Origin of the sequence: Microbacterium paraoxydans (assembly GCF_018224615.1) — a bacterium.
GTDB classification, from domain to species: Bacteria; Actinomycetota; Actinomycetes; order Actinomycetales; family Microbacteriaceae; genus Microbacterium; species Microbacterium paraoxydans_B.
In genome coordinates, this window is the sequence record NZ_JAGTUK010000003.1 from 395544 (window position 1) to 416664 (window position 21121).

The following is a 21121-nucleotide window of genomic DNA, read 5'->3' on the forward strand; positions in this document are numbered from 1 at the left end:
GCTCAGCGCACCTGCCGCGCGGTGAACTGCATCCGCGGGTGGGCGTAGAACTCCTGCGCCTCGATCAGCTGCAGCTCGCGCTCGCCCGAGTCGAGCGTGGCCTGCAGCAGGTCGTACACGCTGGACGCCGTGCGCTCGAGTGCGGTCTGAGCGCTGCCCGTCTCCACGTAGTGCGCGGTGAACAGGGCGGCGGTGACGTCGCCGGAGCCGTTCGCCTTCATCGGCAGGTGCGGGGTCTGCACGAGCCACGCGCCCTCGTCGTCCACGGCGAGCATCTCGATCGTTTCCTCCTCGCGGTCGGGGCGCTCGACGCTCGTCACGAGCACGGTGCGCGGACCCATGGCGCGGGCGAGGTCGACCGAGTCGAGCGTGGACTCGAGGGTGTCGGGCTCGGTTTCGGTGAGGAACCCGAGTTCGAACTGGTTGGGCGTGATGATGTCGGCGACCGGCACCACGCGCTCGCGCAGCAGGATCGGGATGGCGGGCGCGACGAAGCAGCCCGACTTCGCGTTGCCCATCACCGGGTCGCACGCGTAGACCGCGTTCGGGTTGGCGGCCTTGACGCGGGCGACGGCGTCGATGATCACGTCGCCGATGCCCTCACCGCCCTGATAGCCGCTGAGGACCGCGTCGATCTGCCCGAACACGCCGCGCTCCTCGATGCCGGTGATCACCTCGCGCACGTCGGCGGGGTCGATCAGGGGGCCGCGCCAGGCGCCGTAGCCGGTGTGGTTGGAGAAGTTCACGGTGTAGACGGGCAGCACCTCCACGCCGATGCGCTGCAGCGGGAAGACGGCGGCGGAGTTCCCGACGTGCCCGTACGCGACGGCGGACTGGATGGAGAGGATCTTCATGGGTGAACGCTTTCGGTGAGGGCGGGACGGTGCCCGCGACGGGGGGTCATCGCGCGGCGGCGACGAGGTCGGCGACGAGGGTGTCCGCCTCGTCGTCGGTGAGGTCGTGGACGGTCAGACGGAGGTGGTGGGACGGAACGGCGCGGTCGTCGAGCGAGAACTCGTCGCCCGTGCGCGCGAGCCAGCCTCGTCGCATCAGCTGTTCGGCGACCGCGCGTGCGGGTCGGGGAAGACGTACCCAGAGGCTCAGGCCGTCGGGGGAGGGGGCGTCGAAGCCGTGGGCGCCCAGGCGCTCCGCGAAGGCGGCGTTGCGTTCCGCATAGTGCACGCCCGCCGCGGCGACCGTTCGCATCGCGTCCTCGTCGGTCAGTTGCGCGAGAGCGAGACGCTGCAGGAGGTGGCTGACCCAGGTCGTGCCGGGACTGAGCCGCATCGCGAGCCGTTCGGCGGTGTCGGGGTCGGTCGCCGCGATCGCGAGGCACATGTCCGGCCCCAGGAACTTCGATACGGAGCGCACGAGGGCGAAGCGGCGGTGGTCGGCGCCGATCAGCGACTGATACGGGCGCTGGGAGAGCAGGGAGAAGTGGTCGTCCTCGATGATCAGCACGTAGGGGTGGTCGGCGAGGACGGCACGCAGTTCGGCGGCGCGTTCGGGGGTCAGGCCGACGCCGGTGGGGTTCTGCGCACGCGGCGTGCAGATCACGGCGCGAACGCCCGTGTCGAGGGCCGCCCGCAGGCCGTCGACCGTCATGCCCTGGTCGTCGACCGGCACCGGGACGGCCCGGTATCCGCCCAGTCGCACGGTGTGGATGCTGGCGAGGAAGCATGGGTCTTCGAGGGCGACCGCGTCGTCGCGCATGAGGGCTTGGGCCAGGAGACGCTCGACGGCGTCGACCGCACCACTCGTGACGGTGATACGGAAGTCGGCGTCGGCCAGGTCGCGGGCCATCCAGCGGCGCGCCCACTCCTCCAGGCCGGGATCGATCACGGGCTCGCCGTACAGGACGGGTCGGCTGGCGATCGTCATGAGCGCCGCGGACGGGTCGGGGATGCGCGCGGGATCGGGGTTGCCCGTTCCGATGTCGCGGAGCACCGTGTCGGCCGCGTAGCCCTCTTGCGCCACGGTCTCGATGCCCGCGACGACGGTCCCCGCGCGCCCCCGGGACAGCACGAGTCCGGCCTGCGCGAGCTGACGGTAGGCGGCGACGGCGGTGTTCCGGTTGACCCCCAGCGTCGCGGCGAGTTCGCGCACCGGTGGGAGGACGGTGCCGGGGACCAGGTCTCCGCGGTCGCGCAGGGCGCGCACGCTGTCGGCGATCTCCGCCGCGGTACTGCCTGTGATCCGGTCGTTCATGATCCTCCTCCGTGATTCTAGGTGGGATCGGACAGTGCTACGTTTGATCTAGATCAAACCCGATTACGGATCATCCGACAGGAGCTCCCCATGTCCGAGCAGAACACCACCGGATCCTCCCGCGTCAAGCGCGGTCTCGCCGAGATGCTCAAGGGCGGCGTCATCATGGACGTCGTGACCGCCGAGCAGGCGAAGATCGCCGAGGATGCGGGTGCCGTCGCCGTCATGGCTCTGGAGCGCGTGCCGGCCGACATCCGCGCTCAGGGTGGTGTGTCGCGCATGAGCGACCCCGACATGATCGACAGCATCATCGACGCTGTATCGATCCCGGTGATGGCGAAGGCCCGCATCGGTCACTTCGTCGAGGCGCAGGTGCTCCAGGAACTGGGCGTGGACTACATCGACGAGTCCGAGGTGCTCTCGCCGGCCGACTACGTGAACCACATCGACAAGTTCGGCTTCACGGTGCCGTTCGTGTGCGGTGCGACGAACCTCGGTGAGGCGCTGCGCCGGATCAACGAGGGAGCGGCGATGATCCGCTCGAAGGGCGAGGCCGGCACCGGTGACGTGTCCGAGGCGATGAAGCACATCCGCAAGATCCGCGGCGAGATCGCGGCCCTCACCGCTCTCCCGAAGGACGAGCTGTTCGTGGCCGCCAAGGAGCTGCAGGCGCCGTACGAGCTGGTGGCGGAGGTCGCGGAGACCGGCGCGCTCCCGGTGGTGCTGTTCGTCGCGGGAGGAGTGGCCACCCCGGCCGATGCGGCGATGATGATGCAGCTCGGCGCGGACGGCGTGTTCGTCGGCTCCGGCATCTTCAAGTCGGGCAATCCCGCCGACCGCGCGAAGGCCATCGTCAAGGCCACGACGTTCTACGACGACCCCAAGGTGATCGCCGACGTGTCGCGCGGGCTCGGCGAGGCCATGGTGGGCATCAACGTCAGCGACCTGCCGGCACCGCACCGGCTCGCCGAGCGTGGCTGGTAACCCGCGCGTCGGAGTGCTCGCGCTGCAGGGCGATGTGCGCGAGCACATCGCCCTGCTCTCGCGGCTCGGCGCCGATGCGGTGCGCGTGCGTCGCCCTGACGAATTGCGTGCGGTCGATGGCCTCGTCATCCCCGGCGGGGAGTCGAGCGTGATCGACAAGCTGTCGCGGTCGTTCGGTCTCCAGGGGCCGATCCGCGCGGCGATCGCGGCGGGGATGCCGATGCTCGGCACGTGCGCTGGGCTGATCATGCTCGCCGACACCGTGGTGGACGCGATCGACGGACAGGAGTCTTTCGGCGGACTCGATGTCGTCGTGCGGCGCAATGCGTTCGGTCGTCAGGCGGAGTCGTTCGAGGCAGAGTTGGAGGTCGCGGGGTTCGGCGGCGATCCGGTCAGCGCCGCGTTCATCCGCGGACCCGTGGTCGAGTCGGTCGGTCCGGCCGCCACCCCGCTCGCTGCTCTCGATGACGGTCGAGTGGTAGCGGTCGAACAGGGCACGCTCCTCGGGCTGAGCTTTCACCCCGAGATCAGCGGAGAGACCCGGTTCCACCAGCGGTTCCTCGACGCTGTGGAGCAGTGGCGGCACCATCTCGCTGCCTGAGCGGGGTCAGATCAGCGTCGACACCCAGCGCAGCGCGGGCAGCGCCTGGGCGCGCTGGAACGCGCGCAGCCCGGGCAGCTCCGGAATCTCCGGCTGCGCCTGCTCCCACCACAGGTAGGACGCGAATCCGGCGATCACGGGCAGCAACTCCTTCGCAGTCGGGGCGCCATGGTCGAGGAACAGGGGATAGGCGTCAGCACAGGACGGCCCGCCGGCCGCTTCGATGCTCGGCAGCAGGCACGGCAGGTCGATCCACGGAGCACCGCGACGGGCGTGGGGCCAGTCGATCAGCCGCGCTCGGTCGTTCTCGATCAGGATGTTGTCGGCGCGTACGTCGTCGTGCACGAGCACATCGCCGCGCACAGCCTCCGCGAACCCGCGTTCGACGTCGATGAGACGGTTGACCTTCTCGACGAGACCAGCCGGAAGGGCGCCACAGAGCCCGGGAGTCCGTGCGATGTCGTGCCAGCGTGTGAACCCCGGCAGCATCGACGTCTGTGCGGTGGGGAGCCCCGCGGGCGCGGCGGTCGATGCGAGCTCGCGCAGACTCTCCGCCACAGTGTGCAGGTCTGCGGTGGTCCAGGGGGCGCCGGGGTGGTGTCCGTCGACGGTCTCGATCACGACGGCCGTCCCGTGCTCGCCGTGCAGGTGCCCGAGCAGTCGCGGAGCCAGCGGCGTCGTGAGGTGAGCGAGCACCGCGGCCTCTCGGGCGAGGAACAGGAGCGAGTCGCCGTGTCCGTCCGCAGCCGCCGCCTTCACGAACGCGCGGTCCGCTGTGGTCGTCACGGTTCCCGCGTACGCCGAGCTGAAGCCGCCGTGGGCGGGAATGTCGCTGACGAAGGTTCCGCCGATCAGCGCGACGATGTCATCGCGGAACGGGGCGGGGAGCGAGGCCCAGCTCGGGCGGAGGCGGTCGGCGCCCTGCATCTTGGCGTCTCCTTTCGGACGTCCGCGGGGTTTCGACGCTAACAGTCGCCGACGGCGGCGCCGTTTCGCGTATCCGCGCCGGGCGCAAGGGGCTGTGCCGCCGGGCGCGCCCCGGTGTTCCTTTAGAATGGACGACGCCCTGGACTCGTTCCGGGGCCCAGACGACGAGCGGAGACTTATGTCCGGGCATTCCAAGTGGGCCACGACCAAGCACAAGAAGGCCGTCATCGACGCGCGCCGTGCCAAGTCCTGGGCCAAGCTCATCAAGAACATCGAGGTCGCGGCCAAGCTCGGCGGCCCCGACCTGCAGGGCAACCCCACCCTGTTCGACGCGGTCCTCAAGGCGAAGAAGACGTCGGTCCCGAAGGACAACATCGACCGGGCGATCAAGCGCGGCGCGGGTATCGGCGGCGATGCAGTCGAGTACACCTCGATCATGTACGAGGGCTACGGCCCGAACGGCGTCGCTCTCATGATCGAGTGTCTGACCGACAACAAGAACCGCGCAGCCGCGGAGGTCCGCACGGCGCTGAGCCGCAACGGTGGCACTCTGGCCGATCCGGGCAGCGTCGCCTACAACTTCAGCCGCAAGGGCGTCATCGTCGTCGGGTCGGAAGGCACGACCGAGGACGACGTGATGATGGCGGCGCTGGAGGCGGGTGCCGAGGAGATCGAGCCGCATGCCGAGGGCTTCGAGGTCATCACCGAGGCGTCCGACCTGGTCGCGGTGCGCAGCGCCCTGCAGGAGGCCGGCATCGAATACGAGTCGGCCGACGTCGAGTTCGTCCCGAACCTCAAGGTGGAGATCGACGCGGAGACGGCACGCAAGGTGTTCCGTCTGATCGATGCGCTCGAGGACAGCGAAGACGTGCAGAACGTGTTCAGCAACTTCGACCTGTCCGCCGAGGTCCAGGCCGAGCTCGAGAACGACGACGCCTAGGCGCGGCTCACGCCGACGGTCGTCATCGCGGCCTAGCCTGGGGGAGTGACCTCGACGATCCGCGTGCTGGGCATCGACCCCGGCCTGACCCGCTGCGGTGTCGGCATCGTGGATGTCGATCGCGTTCGCCGCGGTACGCTCGTGCACGTCGGCGTCATCCGTTCGGCGGCCGACGCGCCGATCGGTGAACGGCTGGCCATTGTGGCCGCGGGCATTCGCGAGGCGATCGAGACTCACCGGCCGGACGCGGTGGCGGTGGAGCGAGTGTTCGCCCAGCAGAACAGCCATACGGTGATGGGCACGGCGCAGGCCAGCGGGGTGGCCCTCCTGATCGCCGCGGAGTCGGGGCTTCCCGCCGCGACTCACACGCCGAGCGAGGTCAAGGCGGCCGTCACCGGGTACGGCTCGGCCGACAAGCGGCAGGTGCAGACCATGATCGCCCGCATCCTCCGGCTCGACACTCCGCCGCAGCCGGCCGACGCTGCCGACGCGCTCGCGATCGCCCTGTGTCACGCGTGGCGCCGCGGGGCCCCGCAGGCGCTGGGCGCGACCGGCGGGCTGACCCCCGCACAGCGCGCCTGGGCGGATGCGGAGCGTGTCGCTCGAACATATCTACGAGCCACCTCCTAGGCTGGAAGGATGATCTCCTCTCTGCACGGCACCGTGCTGCACACGACACCGGACCAGGTCGTCGTCGACGTCGGCGGCGTGGGGTTCGCGGTCGCCGTTCCGGCCGATGTGGCGCACACGGCGGTGGTGGGGGAGAAGCTGCGACTCCACACGAGCCTGATCGTGCGGGAGGACGCCCTGTCCCTCTTCGGTTTCGCCGACCGAGCCGAGCTGGAGATCTTCACGCTCCTGCTGAGCGTGACCGGAGTGGGGCCGAAGTCGGCGCTCGGCGTTCTGTCGCACCTGACGACCGACCAGATCGCTGAGGCCGTGACGGCCGAGGACGACGCTCCGTTCCGGCGGGTTTCGGGCATCGGGCCGAAGACCGCGAAGCTCATCGTGGTCCAGCTGGCGGGCAAGGTCCACGCCGTGGCCGCTGCGACCGCACCGCAGGCGTCGGGCGGGAGCGACATCGTGTCGCAGGTCGCTGCGGCGCTCGTGGGCCTGGGGTGGTCCGAGAAGGTGGCCGCGGAGGCCGCGACGGAGACGGCGGCAGCCGCGACCGAGGCCGAGCGCACGTCGGTCGCCTCGCTGCTCCGGCGCACGCTCGCCCTGCTCGGGCCGGCGCAGGGAGGAGCTCCGCGTGTCTGACGCGCTCGACCCGACCGAGCCCACTGACGAGTCCGAGCTCGCAATCGAGGGTGCCCTTCGCCCATCGAGCCTGGGTGACTTCGTGGGGCAGCACAAGGTCCGCGGTCAGCTGCAACTGCTGCTCGATGCGGCTCGTCTGCAGTCCCGCCCGGCCGATCACATCCTGCTGGCCGGACCTCCGGGACTCGGGAAGACGACGTTGGCGATGATCGTGGCGCACGAGAGCGAGCGTCCCCTTCGCATGTCCAGCGGTCCCGCGATCCAGCACGCCGGCGACCTGGCCGCGCTGTTGTCGAGTCTCGTGCCCGGCGAAGTGCTCTTCATCGACGAGATCCACCGGATGGCGCGCTCCGCCGAGGAGATGCTGTACCTCGCGATGGAGGACTACCGCATCGACATCATGGTCGGCAAGGGCGCGGGCGCCACGAGCATCCCCCTGGAGCTCTCGCCGTTCACGCTCGTAGGCGCGACGACACGGTCCGGGCTCCTGCCGAATCCGCTGCGTGACCGCTTCGGGTTCACCGGCCACCTCGAGTTCTACGACGTCGGCGAGCTGGAGCAGGTGATCGCCCGCTCCGCGTCGGTGCTCGGCGTCGGGCTCCCCACCGACGCTCTCGCCGAGATCGCCCGTCGTTCTCGCGGTACGCCCCGCATCGCCAATCGTCTGCTGCGACGCGTGCGCGATTACGCGCTGGTGCACGGCGACGGTTCGGCGACCCTGCATGACGTGCGCGCCGCGCTCGAACTGTACGACGTCGATGCCATCGGCCTGGACCGGCTCGATCGCGCTGTGCTCGACGCGCTGGTGCGGCGGTTCCGCGGCGGACCGGTGGGGCTGAGCACTCTGGCGGTCGCGGTGGGCGAGGAGGCCGAGACGGTCGAGAGCGTCGTCGAGCCGTACCTCGTGCGCATCGGATTCCTGGGTCGTACGCCCCGCGGACGCGTGGCGACGCCCGAGGCGTACGCGCACCTCGGCGTGGCGCATCCCGACGGGATGCTCACGCTGGATGACCTATAATCGCTGAAGGCTTCCCCCGATACCTCTGTGCGCCCAATGGCTGGTGCGTGCACCTGAGAAAGGCGCTTCCCCATGCCCATGGAATTCGTGCTCTTCGGCCTCCTGGCCGTGCTCCTGATCTTCATGATCTTCAACACGCGCAAGCGGACGAAGCAGATGAAGGCCGAGCAGGAGGAGAAGGCCACCAAGACGATTCCGGGCGCCAAGGTGCTCCTGCAGGGTGGCATCTACGGCACGATCGTCGCGTTCGACCCGGACGACCTCGATGCCCCCGCTCTGGTGGAGATCGCCCCCGGTACCGTGATCGAGGTGCACAGCCAGGCGATCCTCCGCATCGTCGAGCCGAAGGACGCTATCGTGGAGACGCCCGTCGACGGCGTGGATGACCGCATCGTCGAGGAGCCCGCCGCCCCCACGGCGGAGACGCCGGAGGAGACCCGCGCTCGTCTCGAGCGGGACGCCGACGACAAATAACTTCGGGGCCGTTGCGGCCACTCGTACCATCGTTCTCCCAGAAAGCTGAACACACGTGGCTTCATCTTCCCCTGTCCGTCACGCCTGGCGGGTCCTCTTGGGACTGCTCCTCGTGACGGGCGTGCTCTTCGGCATCAACGCTCTGGGTGTGTACGTCTTCAAGCAGAGCTCGTGGGCGCCGGAACTGGCGCTCGACCTGCAAGGCGGCACGCAGATCATCCTGAGCGCGGAGACCGAGGACGGGGCGGCACCGTCGCCGGAGCAGCTCGACCAGGCGGCGGCGATCATCCGTCAGCGTGTCGACGCTTCCGGTGTCGCCGAGGCCGACATCACCACGGAGGGCGGCCGCAACATCGTCGTCCAGATCCCGGGCGAGGCCGACGAGCAGACGCGTGAGCGCATTCAGTCGAGTGCACAGCTCGAGTTCCGTCCCGTGCTGTACACCACGGCGGCGAGCACCGAGTTCGTCGGCGACGACGGCAATTCCACGCCGTTCCCGAGCCCCGATCCCGGGCTGAACGCGACGCCGACCGCCGAGCCCACCGATGCGAGCGACCTGTCCTGGGTGACCGAGAAGCTTGCCGCCGAGTTCCAGGCATATGACTGCGCCAATCCCGACAACGACCCCTCGCGCGCACCGAAGGACGAGCCGCTCATCGCGTGCTCGCCCGACGACACGCAGAAGTTCCTGCTCGGGCCCGCAGAGCTCGACGGACGCGCCATCACCGACGCGTCCGCCGGTCGCGACCCGAAGAGCGGCGCGTGGATCGTGCAGCTCACCATGAACGGCGATGGTGCCGATGCGTTCGGCAAGGTCAGCACGCGGCTCAACCAGAACCGCATCGACGGGCTCTCGCCGCGTGACCAGTTCGCGTTCGTGCTCGACGGGGACGTCATCAGCGCGCCGCGGATGAACGGCGTGATCCTCGACGGTCGTCCGAGCATCTCCGGAAGCTTCACCCAGGAGAGCGCGACAACGCTCGCCGACCAGCTGAAGTTCGGTGCGCTGCCGCTGAGCTTCGAGGTGCAGAGCTCCGACACGATCTCCGCGACCCTCGGTACCCAGCAGCTTCAGATCGGCCTGATCGCCGGCCTGATCGGCTTGGCCCTCGTCGCGGTGTACTCGTTGCTTTCCTACCGTGCGCTCGGGACGGTGATCATCGCGTCGATCGCGGTGATGGCGGTGCTGACGTACATCGTGATCTGCATCCTCGCCTGGCGCATCGGGTTCCGTCTTTCCCTCGCCGGTGTCGCCGGTCTGATCGTGTCGATCGGATTCACGGCCGACTCGTTCATCGTGTACTTCGAGCGCATCCGCGACGAGTTGCGCGACGGCAAGTCGATCACGGCCGCGGTCGAGGACGGTTGGGGTCGGGCGAAGCGCACGATCTACATCTCGAAGTCGATCAACATCCTCGCGGCCGTAGTGCTCTACATCCTCGCCGACTCGACCGTGAAGGGCTTCGCGTTCACTCTCGGTCTCACGACCGTGATCGACGTGATGATCTTCGTGATCTTCACGCACCCGGTCATGCAGCTCCTCGCCCGCACCCGGTTCTTCGGCGGTGGGCACAAGCTCTCAGGCCTCGACCCGGCAGCCCTGGGCGCGGTGTACCGCAGCCGGTCGCAGTACCGGGAGGTCGCGACGACTTCGGCAGGACGTGGTGCGAAGAACGCCCGCTCGCGCGGTGAGGCGGACCGCCGCCAGACGATCGCCGAGCGCAAGCGCGCCGAGGCCCTCGCTGCAGAGAAACAGACCAAGGGCGGAAGCGAGGGAGACGCCTGATGGCTTCCATGAACGAGTTCGGTAACAACCTTTACACGGGAAAGACCTCCTTCCCGTTCGTCGGACGACGTCGCCTGTGGTTCATCATCGCGATCGTGCTGGTCGTCGGTTCGGCCCTCGTGCCGCTCTTCCGGCCGATCCAGTTCTCGATCGAGTTCACCGGTGGTTCGCAGTTCACGGTGAACTCGCCCGCCACGCTGGATCAGGACACGGCGAGTGAGGCCGTGCGATCGGTCGTTCCCGGTGCCGCGACCAAGGTCGTGATCGTGAACGAGCAGGACATCCGCGTGCAGACGGATCAGATGACCGCCGCGGAGACGCAGCAGGTGGCGGGAGCTCTCGCCGATGCGTACGACGTGGAGCCGGACGCCGTGACCTCCTCCTTCATCGGCCCGGCATGGGGTGAGAGTGTCACGCGCCAGTCGCTGTGGGGTCTGGCGATCTTCCTCGCGCTGACCTTCCTCATCCTGGCGATCTACTTCCGTACCTGGAAGATGTCGGCGGCGGCGATCATCGGTCTGCTCGACGTTCTCGTGATCACCGTGGGCGTGTACGCCCTCGCCGGGTTCGAGATCTCGCCGGCGGCCGTGATCGGATTCCTCACGATCCTCGCGTACTCGCTCTACGACACCACCGTCGTCTTCGACAAGATCAGGGAGAACACCACGGAAGACGGGGAGAAGACCGCCCGCCTCTTCGGGGAGTCGGTCAACCTCGCGGTGAACCAGACGCTGATCCGGTCGATCAACACCTCGGTCGTCGCGGCGCTCCCGGTGGGCGCGATCCTGTTCATCGGCGCGTTCTGGCTGGGCGCGGAGACGCTCACCGACATTTCTCTCTCGATCTTCGTCGGCATCCTGGTGGCCACCTACTCGACCCTGTTCGTTGCGGCGCCGCTCTATTCGCTGTTCCGCGAGAACGAGCCGCAGATCAAGGAGCGCGATGCCCGCATCCGCGCCGCCCGCGAGAAGGCGGCCGTCGAGGCCTGAGGCCCCGCTGCGCGGGGCCCGCCCCGTCTCAGCACGCGTAGGATTGTCTGATTCGGAGGTGAGTGGATGGCGGAGCCGCAGACGGCGTCGCAGGGATCGAGTCTGCGACGGCTGGTGCCCCGTATCTTCTCGCGCGCGTCCCGCATCAACGACCTCGACAATCTGATCCGCACGGTCCGGGCCAACCACCCCAAGGGCGACTTCTCCGTCATCTCGCGGGCCTACGCGGTCGCGAAGGAGAAGCACGAGGGCCAGAAGCGGCAGAGTGGCGAGCCGTACATCACGCATCCCCTCGCGGTGGCTCAGATCCTCGCCGAGCTCGGCCTCGGCCCGCGCGCGATCGCCGCGGCTCTGCTGCACGACACGGTCGAGGACACCGGCTATGCGCTCACCGACCTCACGGCCGAGTTCGGTGATGAGGTCGCGATGCTCGTCGACGGCGTCACCAAACTCGACAAGGTCAAGTATGGGGAGAGCGCGCAGGCGGAGACGGTCCGCAAGATGATCGTCGCGATGTCGAAGGACATCCGCGTGCTGCTCATCAAGCTGGCCGATCGCCTGCACAACGCTCGCACCTGGGGCTTCGTTCCGCCGGAGAAGGCGGCGAAGAAGGCCAAGGAGACGCTGGAGATCTACGCGCCTCTGGCCAACCGTCTCGGTATCCAGGCGATCAAGTCGGAGCTGGAGGACCTGTCGTTCGCGGTTCTCCACCCGAAGATCTACAACGAGATCCACAGCCTCATCGCGCAGCGCACTCCGCAGCGGGAGAAGTACCTCGGGCAGGTGATCGAGGAGATCGACGAGGACCTGCGCGACCTTCGGATCCGCGGCAAGGTGGTGGGGCGACCGAAGCAGCTGTACTCCGTGTACCAGAAGATGGTGGTGCGCGGTCGCGAGTTCGACGACATCTACGACCTCATCGGCATCCGCGTGCTCGTGTCCTCCGTGCGCGACTGTTACGCGGTTCTCGGCGCGATCCACGCCCGGTGGACGCCGCTGCCGGGCCGCTTCAAGGACTACATCGCGACGCCGAAGTTCAACCTCTACCAGTCGCTTCACACCACCGTGATCGGTCCCGCGGGACGCACGGTGGAGATCCAGATCCGTACGCACGAGATGCATCAGCAGGCTGAGTACGGCGTTGCGGCGCACTGGATGTACAAGGAGCGGATGAACGGCGGCGGGAAGACCGAGGTGCGCGCGTCGGACACCGACATGGCGTGGCTCGCGCACATCTCCGACTGGCAGGCCGAAACCGCCGACCCCGGCGAGTTCCTCGACTCGTTGCGCTTCGAGATCGGCGCGAAAGAGGTCTACGTCTTCACGCCGAAGGGCCGGGTCATCGGTCTGCCGGCGGGAGCGACGCCGGTCGATTTCGCGTACGCCGTGCACACCGAGATCGGGCACCGCACGATGGGCGCGAAGGTCAACGGCCGTCTCGTTCCGCTCGAATCGGAACTCAAGAGTGGCGACGTGGTCGAGGTGTTCACTTCCAAGAACCCCGATGCCGGGCCCAGCCAGGACTGGCTCGGCTTCGTCAAGAGCACGCGGGCCCGAAACAAGATCCGCGGCTGGTTCACGAAGGAGCGCCGCGAGGAGGCGATCGAGCAGGGCAAGGAGGCCATCGCCCGCGCGATGCGTCGCCAGAACCTGCCGCTCCAGCGCCTGATGAACCAGGACTCGTTCACCGAGGTCGCCCATCAGCTGCACTACGAAGACGTGTCGGGGCTGTACGCAGCGGTCGGCGAAGGGCACGTGTCCACGCAGTCCGTGCTCGAGAAGGTGACCGCCCTGGTGGCGGCGAACGACACCACGACGGGCGCGATCGACCTGCCGGGCAGCGTGCAGACCCGCGAGCCGCGTGGCGGGGACTCGGGTGTTCTCGTGCGCGGGGCGAACGACATCCTCGTCAAGCTCGCGAAGTGTTGCACCCCGGTGCCGGGCGACCCGATCGTCGGCTTCGTGACGCGGGGGAGTGGCGTCTCGGTGCACCGGGCGGACTGCGTGAACGTGAAGGCCCTGAGTGGTGAGCAGGACCGGTTCGTCGAGGTGTCGTGGGCACCGACCACCAAGAGCGTGTTCCGCGTGCAGATCCAGGTCGAGGCGCTCGACCGCTCCGGTCTGCTCTCGGACGTGACCCGCGTCCTGAGCGAGCACCACGTCAACATCCTCTCCGCCACGGTCAGCACGACCGACGAGCGTCTCGCCCTCAGCCGCTTCGTGTTCGAGATGGGCGATGCGGTCCACCTCGACCGCGTGCTGAACGCCGTCCGGCGCATCGACGCGGTGTACGACGTGTACCGCGTCACCTCGTCCTGAGCTCCACCCGTTCGAGCGCGGCGATGCCCGCCCGGCTTCCGGGCACACGCGTGCTCCCTCGGAGCTCGGTCAGGGCGTGCCTCGTTGCTTCCGGACACGCGATCGCGAGCGCATTCATCCAGGGCAGCACGCGCGGGTCCCGGTGCAGGCTGGTTGCCAGATCCATCATCGTTCGCCCGGGTGTGGACACGGGCACACCGCCGATCATCACGACGTGGGCGGGGGGAAGCACCGTGTCGTGGAAGACCAGGCGCGCACTCGTGCGTGGGCGCACGCGACGCTCGACACACCGCTTGACGTGGTGCACCGGAGGCGGCGCGTCTCCCGCGCCATGGACCCAGGCAGCACTCGGCCCGCAGACAGCGGCGCCGTCCTGAACGAGGGCGGCGATCGACGCGGCACGGACATCGGCGCCCTCGACGAGGTCGGCAGGGATGTAGGCGTCGCCGAGGTCGACCACATGCCCGTCGAGTCGAGCGGCGCTGAGCTCAGGAAGGCTGAGGCGCGCGCCGGGAAGATACAGAAGAGCGGGATGCACCACGCCAGTGTGGCGTAACGCACCCCGCTCCTGCGGCGGTCGTCGCGAGCTGTGGAAAGCGGTCAGCCGCCCAGCGCGTTGAGCCAGGCGCGACGCGCTTCGAGCGCGTCTGCCGCCGCCTTGGCTGCCTTGGTGTCTCCGGACTTCTCCGCGGCGGCCAGCTCTGCCTCGAGCTTCTCGATCGCCTCGTGGAGCTGCGAGCTCATGTCGTTCGCACGAGCCTTCGTCTCCGGGTTGTTCTTCTTCCAGTCGACGTCTTCGCGCGCCTTGAGGGCTTGCTCGATGACGCGGAGCTTGTCGTCGAGAGCGCGCTCCTTGTCGCGCGGGAAGATGCGACCCACCTCATCCCACTCGCGCTGGATGCGGGTGAGGAGAGCGCGGGCACGCTTGATGTTCGGTTCGTCGGCGACGGCCTTCGCCTGCTCCAGCAGTGCCTGCCGCGCTTCGATCTTGGGAGCGGAGTCCGCCTCCTCGGCCGCGGCCTGCTCGGCGCGCGCGGCGTAGAGCGCGTCGCCCGCGGCCTTGAACCGCGCCCACAGGGCGTCGTCCGCCTTGCGGCCCGCCCGACCCGCGGTCTTCCACTCGTCGAGGAGCGCGCGGTAGGCGGGAATGCCGTCGACGCCGCGCGGGGCGAGGGCCTCCGCACGCTCGACCAGCCGCGACTTGGCGTCGCGCGCAGCCTTGTGCGTCTCGTCGAGCTCGGAGTAGAACGCGCGGCGGTGCTTGTCGACGACCGAACGAGCGTCGCGGAAGCGCTTCCACAGCTGCTGGGACACGCTCTTGGACAGACGCGGTCCGTTCTGCTGCTGCGCCTGCCACGACTCGAACAGCTCGTTGAGCTCGGCGGTCACCTGCTTCCACTGCACCTTGCTGAGATCGCGCGCCGCAATAGCCTCCGCGCGCTCAACGAGCGCCGTGCGCTCCGCGATCGCCTGTTCGACGAGTGCCTTGGCCTGCTGCGCCTCCTGCTCCGTCGCCTCGGAGAGCGAGGCGGTCAGCGCGTTCAACCGGTCGCGCAGGCCGGCCAGATCGCCGACCGCAGCCGCGTCGGTCGCCTCGTCGATCAGGTGACCCGCCTGCTTGACGAGGTCGCTGGCCGATGCGCCGCCCGCCTGGTGGCGCTGCTCGAGCGCGTGCACCTTGAAGGCGATATCGTCGTACTTGCGCACGAAGTAGGCGAGCGCCTCCTCCGGAGTGCCGTCGGGGTACTGGCCGACGACGCGCCACGTGTCGCCCTCGCGCACTTCGACGGTGCCGTCCTCGGACACGCGACCCCACTCGGCGGCCGATGACGAGACGACGGGCGCTGCGGGGGCGGCCGGGGCGGCCGGCGTCGGAGCCTTTCGGGGCATGGGCACCGCGGGCGGTGCGGGAACGGGCGGAGTCGGCTTCGAGGGCTCGGTGGCAGACACGGTGATTCTCCTTGCGCGGTCGGGCCGCGGGAGGCGGAAAGGACGAGGCTCAGCCTAGTACGCCCTGACCGACACAGTGAGGCCGAGAGCGCGTTACCGATTTGTGAGCAGAACGTTCCGCGCTGGAAACACGCGACGTCGATTCCGGGTAACACGGCGCACTTATCGTCAAGCCACGACGGTCCGCAGGTCGACAGGAGGTCCATGGACGACAGTGCATTCCGGAGGACGGAGGTCCTGATCGTCGGCGCGGGGCCAGCGGCGCATGCGTTCCTCCGGCGCTTCCTGCGTGATCCGCGCGACGATGTGCGGATCACGGTCATCGGCGATGAGGCGCGGTCTCCTTACGATCGCTCCCAGCTGTTCCGCCTGCTGCGCGATCCCGGATCCCAGGAAGCGGACCTGGATCGAGCGGTCTTCCGTGACGATCGGGTGCGTCTGGAGCGCGATGACCGGGTGCGCAAGATCGAGAGAGCCGCGCGCATCGTTCGCACGCGGTCAGGTCGCGCCTATTCGTATGACCTGCTGATCCTGGCAACGGGTTCCCATCCCGTCCGCCCCACCGTCAGTGGTGCCGGCCTCCCCGGGGTGTTCTCCTCTCACTCCGCGGCGGACGCACGAGCGCTCCACGCATACCGAACCACTCGGCGAGGGCGTCGAACGCACGTCACCGTCGTCGGGGACGGCGTGGTCGCGTTCGCCGCGGCGCTGGCACTGCATGACAGTGACGTGGAGGTGACCGTCGTCCGAGAGCGCGCTGATGAGGCGCGGCTTTCCCGCCCGGCCTCCGAAACGCTCGACCGGCTGCTGCGTGACCGCGGGGTTGCCGTCCGGGCGTCCGCGCGCGTGACACGCCTCGACGCGAACGAGTCAGGCGCGGTGGGGAGTGTGGAGTTCCACGATGGAACGTTCATCAAGACGGACGCCGTGGTCTTCTCCCCGGAGCCTCGCGCTCGCGACGAGCTGGCACGGAATGCGGACCTCTCCCTGGCTCCCGGAGGCGGAGTGCTGGTCGATGCCGACGGGCGCACCTCCGACCCGCGCATCCTCGCGATCGGTGCCGTCGCCGTGGCCGCCGAGGACGCGCATGCCGAGCGTGCCCCCGTACCGGACATCGACGCGGTCACGTCCGCTCGGGTCTGTGGCGCCGCCGCGACCTCCCAGAAGCAGCTCGGAGCAACGGTGGTGTCCGCCGGTGACATCGAGGTCGCGCAGCTCTCTCATACGTCAGAGCGCGAGGTGGGCGGCATCGTCGTGGCACTGTCGCGTGGGCGCGGTCTGTTCCACGGCGAACTCGTGCTGTCCAATGACGGTTGTGCCCTTCTCGGGGTCACGCTGATCGGGGAGCCGGGGACCTCGATGCCGTTGCTGTCGGCGAGGAACGATGCCGCGAGGGCACGGGCGGCCACGGACCTGCTCCGTGTCGGCCGGGATGCCGACGGGTGCGGCCACTCGCTCGTCGAGCTTCTGCGGCGGAAACCGGAGGAGATCACAGACCGGGCGGGCGCGACGCTCACGGACGCTCTCGGCCGGTTCCCGGAGAGCTCAGGATGCGCCGCCTGCGCGCGCGCGGTCGCCGAGCGATGGGTGGCGCGCGCCGGGGGTCTCCTGGCCGGCGTGCCATGGCCGGTGGGAGCGGGGGACCGCGCCGCACCACGACCGCTCGCCGTGGAGAACCGGGGCGCCGTGACGGTCAGCGCACCGGAAGAGCTCTCGGGCGCACAACTCATCCACCTCGGACGATTGGCGGAGGAACTGGGGGCGTCGGTCTCGCTGGACGGCGGAGGGCGCCGTCTCGAGTTGCGCGGCGTACGAGCCAGCGACGTTCCCCTCGTGCGGAGCCGCCTGCGCACTGCGGGGCTGGAAGCGATGGCGCAGCCGACGACGCTGCGCTTCGGGGAATCGGACGCCGCGACGGCGAACCGACGCGTGGAGAGCCCGGCGTGAGTGCCCCGACACGGATCGGCGAGCCGCTGACTGGGTGCCGCATCGGGATCGCGGACGACCCGGTGCCGTCCGTTCGCGACGTGGCGACCGCCGATCGCTCCGTCGTCGCCGATGCCGTCGGAACCCTGCTGGATGCGGCCGGGGCCGACGTCGTACGGCTGTCCGCGGTGCGCGGTGATCGTGCGGTACCCGCCGCGGTGAGGCGGTCGGCGCATCACGTTGCCACCGGGCGGATCGACGCCGTGCTGTTCCTGTCGGCCGACGGCGTGCGCTCCTGGTGGGAGACGGTCGAGCGGCTCGGGCTCGATGACGCGGTGCGAGACCGGGCGTCCTCGTCGCGGCTTCTGCTTGTCACTCCGAGCTTCGAGGCGGCGAGGCCGCTGGGCGGAGTCGGACTGCACGCTGCCGTCGCGGAGGGCGCGCTCCCCGAGGAGCTCGTCCGCACGGCGATCGGATTCTTCACGGAGGCCGCTCCTGCGCAGCGGACGGATGCGGGCGAGCTCGTCGTGCGCAGCGGGGGCGTTCTGCTGGACGACCGCTTCCTGCCTCTCTCGGCCGGAGCGACGGAGCTGCTCGAGGCCCTGTTCCTCGCAGAAGGGCGAGTGCTCTCCCGAGAGGAGCTCGGCCGGCTGCTGCCCGGCGGGCGTCGGAGCGCCCGAGCGGTCGAGGTGGCGGTGGCGCGACTGCGGGAGGCGCTGGGGGGTGCGGAGCTGGTGCAGACGGTTGTGAAGCGCGGATACCGCCTGGCTGTCGCCGATCGCTGACCGGCGGGGCCGCCTCAGCCGGCGGGCGTCTCCGTCGGCGCAGGAGAATCTGCGGGAGCCGGAGACTCGGTGGGTGCCGGGGATTCCGTGGGCGTCGGAGACTCGGAGGGAGTGACCGTCGGGGTCGGCGTGGGCTCGGGGGCCGTGACCTGCGCATGCACGACCTGGCTGCCGATCGCGGCGACGACGATGAGGCCGCCGACGATGCCCGCGACCGTGTTGTCACGCCGACGACGACGGATCTGATCCTCGTGCCAGCGGGTGCGCGCGGTGTGCAGTCGTGCGCGTTCCGCCTGGGTGCGCGCCTGTGCCTTCTTGGAACCGCGTGCGGCCATGCCCAACCTCTCCATCCCGACGCCCGTCCGCGGCGTCGCCTGAGAGCCTACCGTCGCGTGCGCAGAGCTCCGGTCGCCGCGGTGTCGGTGCTCGCCGTTAGCCTGGAGGGGTGACTTCTCCTGCCGCGCTGCTCTCCGGGCAGACGCCTCTCGCCGTGCGCATGCGCCCGGTCTCGCTCGACGAGGTCGCGGGGCAGCGTCACCTCCTGCGGGCGGGCTCTCCCATCGTGGCTCTCGCCGATCCTGAGGCGACGGCGCCCGGGGCGGTGTCGATCATCCTGTGGGGTCCGCCCGGCACCGGGAAGACCACGCTGGCGCAGGCGATCGCGCGCTCGTCGGGTCGCCGGTTCGTGGAGCTGTCGGCGATCACGGCCGGGGTGAAGGACGTACGCGAGGTGATGCAGGAGGCGATCACGCAGCGCGACCTGTACGGGCAGACGACCATCCTGTTCCTCGACGAGATCCACCGTTTCACGAAGGCGCAGCAGGATGCGCTGCTGCCGGGCGTGGAGAACGGCTGGGTCATCCTCATCGCCGCCACCACCGAGAACCCGTCTTTCTCCGTGATCTCGCCGCTGCTGTCGCGGTCGCTGCTGCTCACGCTGCAGCCGCTCACCGACGACGACATCGGGCTGCTGGTCGACCGCGCGGTGACCGATGCGCGCGGGCTCAAGGGTGCCGTGGTGCTCGATGACGACGCGCGGACGGCCCTGGTGCGGCTGGCTTCCGGTGATGCGCGGCGTGCACTCACGGGACTCGAGGCGGCGGCCGCCGTTGCTTTGTCCCACGCCGCGGACGCCGGGGGAGAGGCCGACGCCGTCCCGCGGGGCGGGGTTCCGGCGGTGACGGCCGACGACGTCGCTCAGGCGGTCGACAAGGCGCTGCTGCGTTACGACCGGCAGGGCGACGAGCACTACGACGTGATCAGCGCGTTCATCAAGTCGATCCGAGGCTCCGACCCCGACGCCGCGCTGCACTATCTGGCGCGCATGATCGAAGCGGGGGAGGACCCGCGCTTCATCGCCCGGCGTCTGGTGATCTCGGCCTCCGAAGACGTGGGGCTCGCCGACCCGCAGGCCCTCGGCATCGCGGTGGCCGCGGCGGACGCGGTCGCTTTCATCGGCATGCCGGAGGGGCGCATCCCCCTCGCCGAAGCGACCGTTTACCTGGCCACCACCGCGAAGTCGAACGCCGCGTACGTCGGGATCGATGCCGCGATCGCGGACATCCGCGCGGGCGGCTTCGGACGGGTGCCGCTCCACCTTCGTGACGCGCACTACCCGGGGGCGAAGCGCCTTGGACACGGACGCGGCTACGTGTACTCGCACGACAGCGAGTACGGGATCGTGCCGCAGCAGTATCTTCCCGACGAGTTGGACGGCCGCCGATACTACGAGCCGAAGAACCTCGGCGCGGAGCGCGACATCGGCGCGCGGCTGGAGCGCATCCGGCGGATCCTCGGCGACCGCTGAGCAGCCGGTCGGTCGGCGCGGGCGCGTCTGTTAGACTTGAGCGGCTCGAAACCGTGTTTTCGGGCATCTCCTCGTTCACACCACACCTCGACGGCGCCCCGGCGTGCGCTCCGAGGAAGAACGCGGGTGATACGTCCGTCGGACGTGAAATCCACGTCCACGTCATCGGAAGGATAACTTCGTGGTCACGAAGTCCCAGGACCGCCGCAAGGTGCGTCTCAGCCGCGCCCTCGGCGTGGCACTCACCCCCAAGGCCGCCCGCTACCTCGAGAAGCGTCCCTACGCTCCGGGCGAGCACGGCCGCACGAAGCGCAAGGCTGACAGCGACTACGCCGTCCGTCTGCGTGAGAAGCAGCGTCTGCGCGAGCAGTACGGCATCCGCGAGAAGCAGCTGCGTATCGCGTTCAACGAGGCGCGCCGTCAGGATGGCCTGACCGGTGAGAACCTCGTCGAGCTCCTCGAGATGCGTCTCGACGCCCTCGTGCTGCGTTCGGGCTTCGCCCGCACCACGGCGCAGGCGCGTCAGCTCGTCGTGCACCGTCACATCCTCGTCGACGGCCAGCTCGTCGACCGCCCGTCGTTCCGCGTGAAGCCGGGCCAGCTCATCCACGTCAAGCCCAAGAGCGAGGGCCTCGAGCCCTTCCAGGTGGCAGCCGCCGGCGGTCACGCCGAGGTGCTTCCCCCGGTCCCGGGCTACCTCGAGGTCGAGCTCGACAAGCTCCAGGCCCGTCTGGTCCGCCGTCCGAAGCGCGCCGAGGTCCCCGTGACCTGTGAAGTGCAGCTCGTCGTCGAGTACTACGCGGCTCGCTGATCCAGCGATCGAGCAACAGGCAGGAGGCGTCGGGGATTCCCGACGCCTCCTGTCGTTTCCGCCTACGATGGAGAGACCGCGCCTTTCGCGGCTCTCAGGCAAGGATGACGACATGAAGAACGTGCTGTGGTTCCTGATCGGCGTGATCGGCGGCTTCGTCGCGGCTCACTTCATGAACAAGGACCCCCGCGGCCACGACATCCTCGCCGACGTCGACGCCCGCATCAACGGCTTCACCGCGGCCCTCAGCGACGCGTATCGCGCGCAGGAGGCGCGGCTCACCGAGCCGGGCGACAACTGAACCACCGCAGCCGCGCCTCGACGCGCTCCCTCACG

At 69.3% G+C, this 21121-nt stretch carries 21 protein-coding genes; 15 read left to right on the plus strand and 6 right to left on the minus strand.

Going from position 1 to position 21121, the window contains the following annotated elements:
• Window positions 1-2: 2 nt before the first annotated feature.
• The gene (gene pdxY, locus KE274_RS12080; protein ID WP_211544073.1) at window positions 3-854 is read right to left on the minus strand and encodes a pyridoxal kinase PdxY; all 852 of its coding nucleotides are present in this window, start codon (window positions 852-854) and stop codon (window positions 3-5) included.
• Between the two features lie 46 nt (window positions 855-900).
• On the minus strand, window positions 901-2208 hold the full coding sequence (locus tag KE274_RS12085) for an aminotransferase class I/II-fold pyridoxal phosphate-dependent enzyme (protein WP_211544075.1): 1308 nt from the start codon (window positions 2206-2208) through the stop codon (window positions 901-903).
• A 90-nt stretch (window positions 2209-2298) separates the two neighbouring features.
• Here KE274_RS12085 and pdxS point away from each other — a divergent pair, with 90 nt between their 5' ends.
• Together pdxS and pdxT are read left to right on the plus strand one after the other, a co-directional pair.
• Complete coding sequence (pdxS, locus tag KE274_RS12090; protein WP_211544077.1) at window positions 2299-3192, plus strand: pyridoxal 5'-phosphate synthase lyase subunit PdxS; 894 nt, start codon at window positions 2299-2301, stop codon at window positions 3190-3192.
• The gene (pdxT, locus tag KE274_RS12095; RefSeq protein ID WP_211544080.1) at window positions 3182-3793 is read left to right on the plus strand and encodes a pyridoxal 5'-phosphate synthase glutaminase subunit PdxT; all 612 of its coding nucleotides are present in this window, start codon (window positions 3182-3184) and stop codon (window positions 3791-3793) included. The genes pdxS and pdxT overlap by 11 nt, the downstream gene beginning before the upstream one ends.
• A gap of 6 nt (window positions 3794-3799) precedes the next feature.
• On the opposite strand, the gene KE274_RS12100 is transcribed toward pdxT, so the two are convergent.
• The gene (locus KE274_RS12100; RefSeq protein WP_211544081.1) at window positions 3800-4720 is read right to left on the minus strand and encodes a phosphotransferase; all 921 of its coding nucleotides are present in this window, start codon (window positions 4718-4720) and stop codon (window positions 3800-3802) included.
• Between the two features lie 178 nt (window positions 4721-4898).
• On the opposite strand from KE274_RS12100, the gene KE274_RS12105 reads away from it, so the two are divergent.
• The 8 genes from KE274_RS12105 to KE274_RS12140 all read left to right on the plus strand — a co-directional run bounded on the left by KE274_RS12105 (window position 4899) and on the right by KE274_RS12140 (window position 13506).
• Window positions 4899-5660, plus strand: coding sequence for a YebC/PmpR family DNA-binding transcriptional regulator (locus KE274_RS12105; protein ID WP_211544941.1), 762 nt, complete (start codon window positions 4899-4901; stop codon window positions 5658-5660).
• Window positions 5661-5705: 45 nt separating this feature from the next.
• On the plus strand, window positions 5706-6290 hold the full coding sequence (ruvC, locus tag KE274_RS12110) for a crossover junction endodeoxyribonuclease RuvC (RefSeq protein ID WP_211544084.1): 585 nt from the start codon (window positions 5706-5708) through the stop codon (window positions 6288-6290).
• 9 nt (window positions 6291-6299) lie between these two features.
• Window positions 6300-6920, plus strand: a complete 621-nt coding sequence (ruvA, locus tag KE274_RS12115) for a Holliday junction branch migration protein RuvA (RefSeq protein ID WP_211544086.1) — start codon at window positions 6300-6302, stop codon at window positions 6918-6920.
• Window positions 6913-7938 (plus strand): Holliday junction branch migration DNA helicase RuvB, encoded by a 1026-nt coding sequence (ruvB, locus tag KE274_RS12120; protein WP_211544088.1) that lies wholly within the window; start codon window positions 6913-6915, stop codon window positions 7936-7938. The genes ruvA and ruvB overlap by 8 nt, the downstream gene beginning before the upstream one ends.
• Window positions 7939-8010: 72 nt before the next feature.
• Window positions 8011-8412, plus strand: coding sequence for a preprotein translocase subunit YajC (locus KE274_RS12125; protein ID WP_249186312.1), 402 nt, complete (start codon window positions 8011-8013; stop codon window positions 8410-8412).
• Between the two features lie 55 nt (window positions 8413-8467).
• On the plus strand, window positions 8468-10198 hold the full coding sequence (secD, locus tag KE274_RS12130; protein ID WP_211544091.1) for a protein translocase subunit SecD: 1731 nt from the start codon (window positions 8468-8470) through the stop codon (window positions 10196-10198).
• A complete protein-coding gene (secF, locus tag KE274_RS12135; RefSeq protein ID WP_211544093.1) occupies window positions 10198-11187 on the plus strand; it encodes a protein translocase subunit SecF in 990 nt (329 codons plus the stop codon). Before secD ends, secF begins: the two co-directional genes overlap by 1 nt.
• A 66-nt stretch (window positions 11188-11253) precedes the next feature.
• Complete coding sequence (locus tag KE274_RS12140; protein WP_211544095.1) at window positions 11254-13506, plus strand: RelA/SpoT family protein; 2253 nt, start codon at window positions 11254-11256, stop codon at window positions 13504-13506.
• Here the strand turns inward: KE274_RS12140 and KE274_RS12145 are convergent.
• Both KE274_RS12145 and KE274_RS12150 read right to left on the minus strand, forming a co-directional pair.
• A complete protein-coding gene (locus KE274_RS12145; protein ID WP_211544097.1) occupies window positions 13493-14047 on the minus strand; it encodes a type IV toxin-antitoxin system AbiEi family antitoxin in 555 nt (184 codons plus the stop codon). The two genes, KE274_RS12140 and KE274_RS12145, sit on opposite strands and share 14 nt — an antisense overlap.
• Before the next feature lie 59 nt (window positions 14048-14106).
• Complete coding sequence (locus tag KE274_RS12150; RefSeq protein ID WP_307872203.1) at window positions 14107-15456, minus strand: DUF349 domain-containing protein; 1350 nt, start codon at window positions 15454-15456, stop codon at window positions 14107-14109.
• A gap of 204 nt (window positions 15457-15660) precedes the next feature.
• Here KE274_RS12150 and KE274_RS12155 point away from each other — a divergent pair, with 204 nt between their 5' ends.
• Together KE274_RS12155 and KE274_RS16790 are read left to right on the plus strand one after the other, a co-directional pair.
• On the plus strand, window positions 15661-17403 hold the full coding sequence (locus KE274_RS12155) for an NAD(P)/FAD-dependent oxidoreductase (RefSeq protein ID WP_211544098.1): 1743 nt from the start codon (window positions 15661-15663) through the stop codon (window positions 17401-17403).
• Window positions 17400-18167, plus strand: coding sequence for a winged helix-turn-helix domain-containing protein (locus KE274_RS16790; protein ID WP_211544100.1), 768 nt, complete (start codon window positions 17400-17402; stop codon window positions 18165-18167). The genes KE274_RS12155 and KE274_RS16790 overlap by 4 nt, the downstream gene beginning before the upstream one ends.
• 14 nt (window positions 18168-18181) lie before the next feature.
• On the opposite strand, the gene KE274_RS12165 is transcribed toward KE274_RS16790, so the two are convergent.
• Window positions 18182-18502, minus strand: coding sequence for a hypothetical protein (locus KE274_RS12165; protein WP_211544102.1), 321 nt, complete (start codon window positions 18500-18502; stop codon window positions 18182-18184).
• Between the two features lie 110 nt (window positions 18503-18612).
• On the opposite strand from KE274_RS12165, the gene KE274_RS12170 reads away from it, so the two are divergent.
• From KE274_RS12170 to KE274_RS12180, 3 genes are all read left to right on the plus strand, one after another.
• Window positions 18613-19974, plus strand: coding sequence for a replication-associated recombination protein A (locus KE274_RS12170; RefSeq protein WP_211544104.1), 1362 nt, complete (start codon window positions 18613-18615; stop codon window positions 19972-19974).
• Between the two features lie 181 nt (window positions 19975-20155).
• Window positions 20156-20785, plus strand: coding sequence for a 30S ribosomal protein S4 (gene rpsD, locus KE274_RS12175; RefSeq protein ID WP_211544106.1), 630 nt, complete (start codon window positions 20156-20158; stop codon window positions 20783-20785).
• A 112-nt stretch (window positions 20786-20897) separates the two neighbouring features.
• Entirely contained in the window at window positions 20898-21086 is a 189-nt protein-coding gene (locus tag KE274_RS12180) for a hypothetical protein (RefSeq protein WP_211544108.1), read from the plus strand.
• Window positions 21087-21121 lie beyond the last annotated feature (35 nt).

What these genes read in the sequence shown, in the direction of transcription:
- ruvA (WP_211544086.1), top strand. Translation starts at nt 6,300, where the DNA reads ATGATCTCCTCTCTGCACGGCACCGTGCTGCACACGACACCGGACCAG.
- KE274_RS12105 (WP_211544941.1), top strand. Translation starts at nt 4,899, where the DNA reads ATGTCCGGGCATTCCAAGTGGGCCACGACCAAGCACAAGAAGGCCGTC.
- KE274_RS12085 (WP_211544075.1), bottom strand. Translation starts at nt 2,208, where the DNA reads ATGAACGACCGGATCACAGGCAGTACCGCGGCGGAGATCGCCGACAGC.
- KE274_RS12165 (WP_211544102.1), bottom strand. Translation starts at nt 18,502, where the DNA reads ATGGCCGCACGCGGTTCCAAGAAGGCACAGGCGCGCACCCAGGCGGAA.
- secF (WP_211544093.1), top strand. Translation starts at nt 10,198, where the DNA reads ATGGCTTCCATGAACGAGTTCGGTAACAACCTTTACACGGGAAAGACC.
- KE274_RS12155 (WP_211544098.1), top strand. Translation starts at nt 15,661, where the DNA reads ATGGACGACAGTGCATTCCGGAGGACGGAGGTCCTGATCGTCGGCGCG.
- KE274_RS12140 (WP_211544095.1), top strand. Translation starts at nt 11,254, where the DNA reads ATGGCGGAGCCGCAGACGGCGTCGCAGGGATCGAGTCTGCGACGGCTG.
- KE274_RS12125 (WP_249186312.1), top strand. Translation starts at nt 8,011, where the DNA reads ATGCCCATGGAATTCGTGCTCTTCGGCCTCCTGGCCGTGCTCCTGATC.
- pdxS (WP_211544077.1), top strand. Translation starts at nt 2,299, where the DNA reads ATGTCCGAGCAGAACACCACCGGATCCTCCCGCGTCAAGCGCGGTCTC.
- KE274_RS12100 (WP_211544081.1), bottom strand. Translation starts at nt 4,720, where the DNA reads ATGCAGGGCGCCGACCGCCTCCGCCCGAGCTGGGCCTCGCTCCCCGCC.
- KE274_RS12180 (WP_211544108.1), top strand. Translation starts at nt 20,898, where the DNA reads ATGAAGAACGTGCTGTGGTTCCTGATCGGCGTGATCGGCGGCTTCGTC.
- pdxY (WP_211544073.1), bottom strand. Translation starts at nt 854, where the DNA reads ATGAAGATCCTCTCCATCCAGTCCGCCGTCGCGTACGGGCACGTCGGG.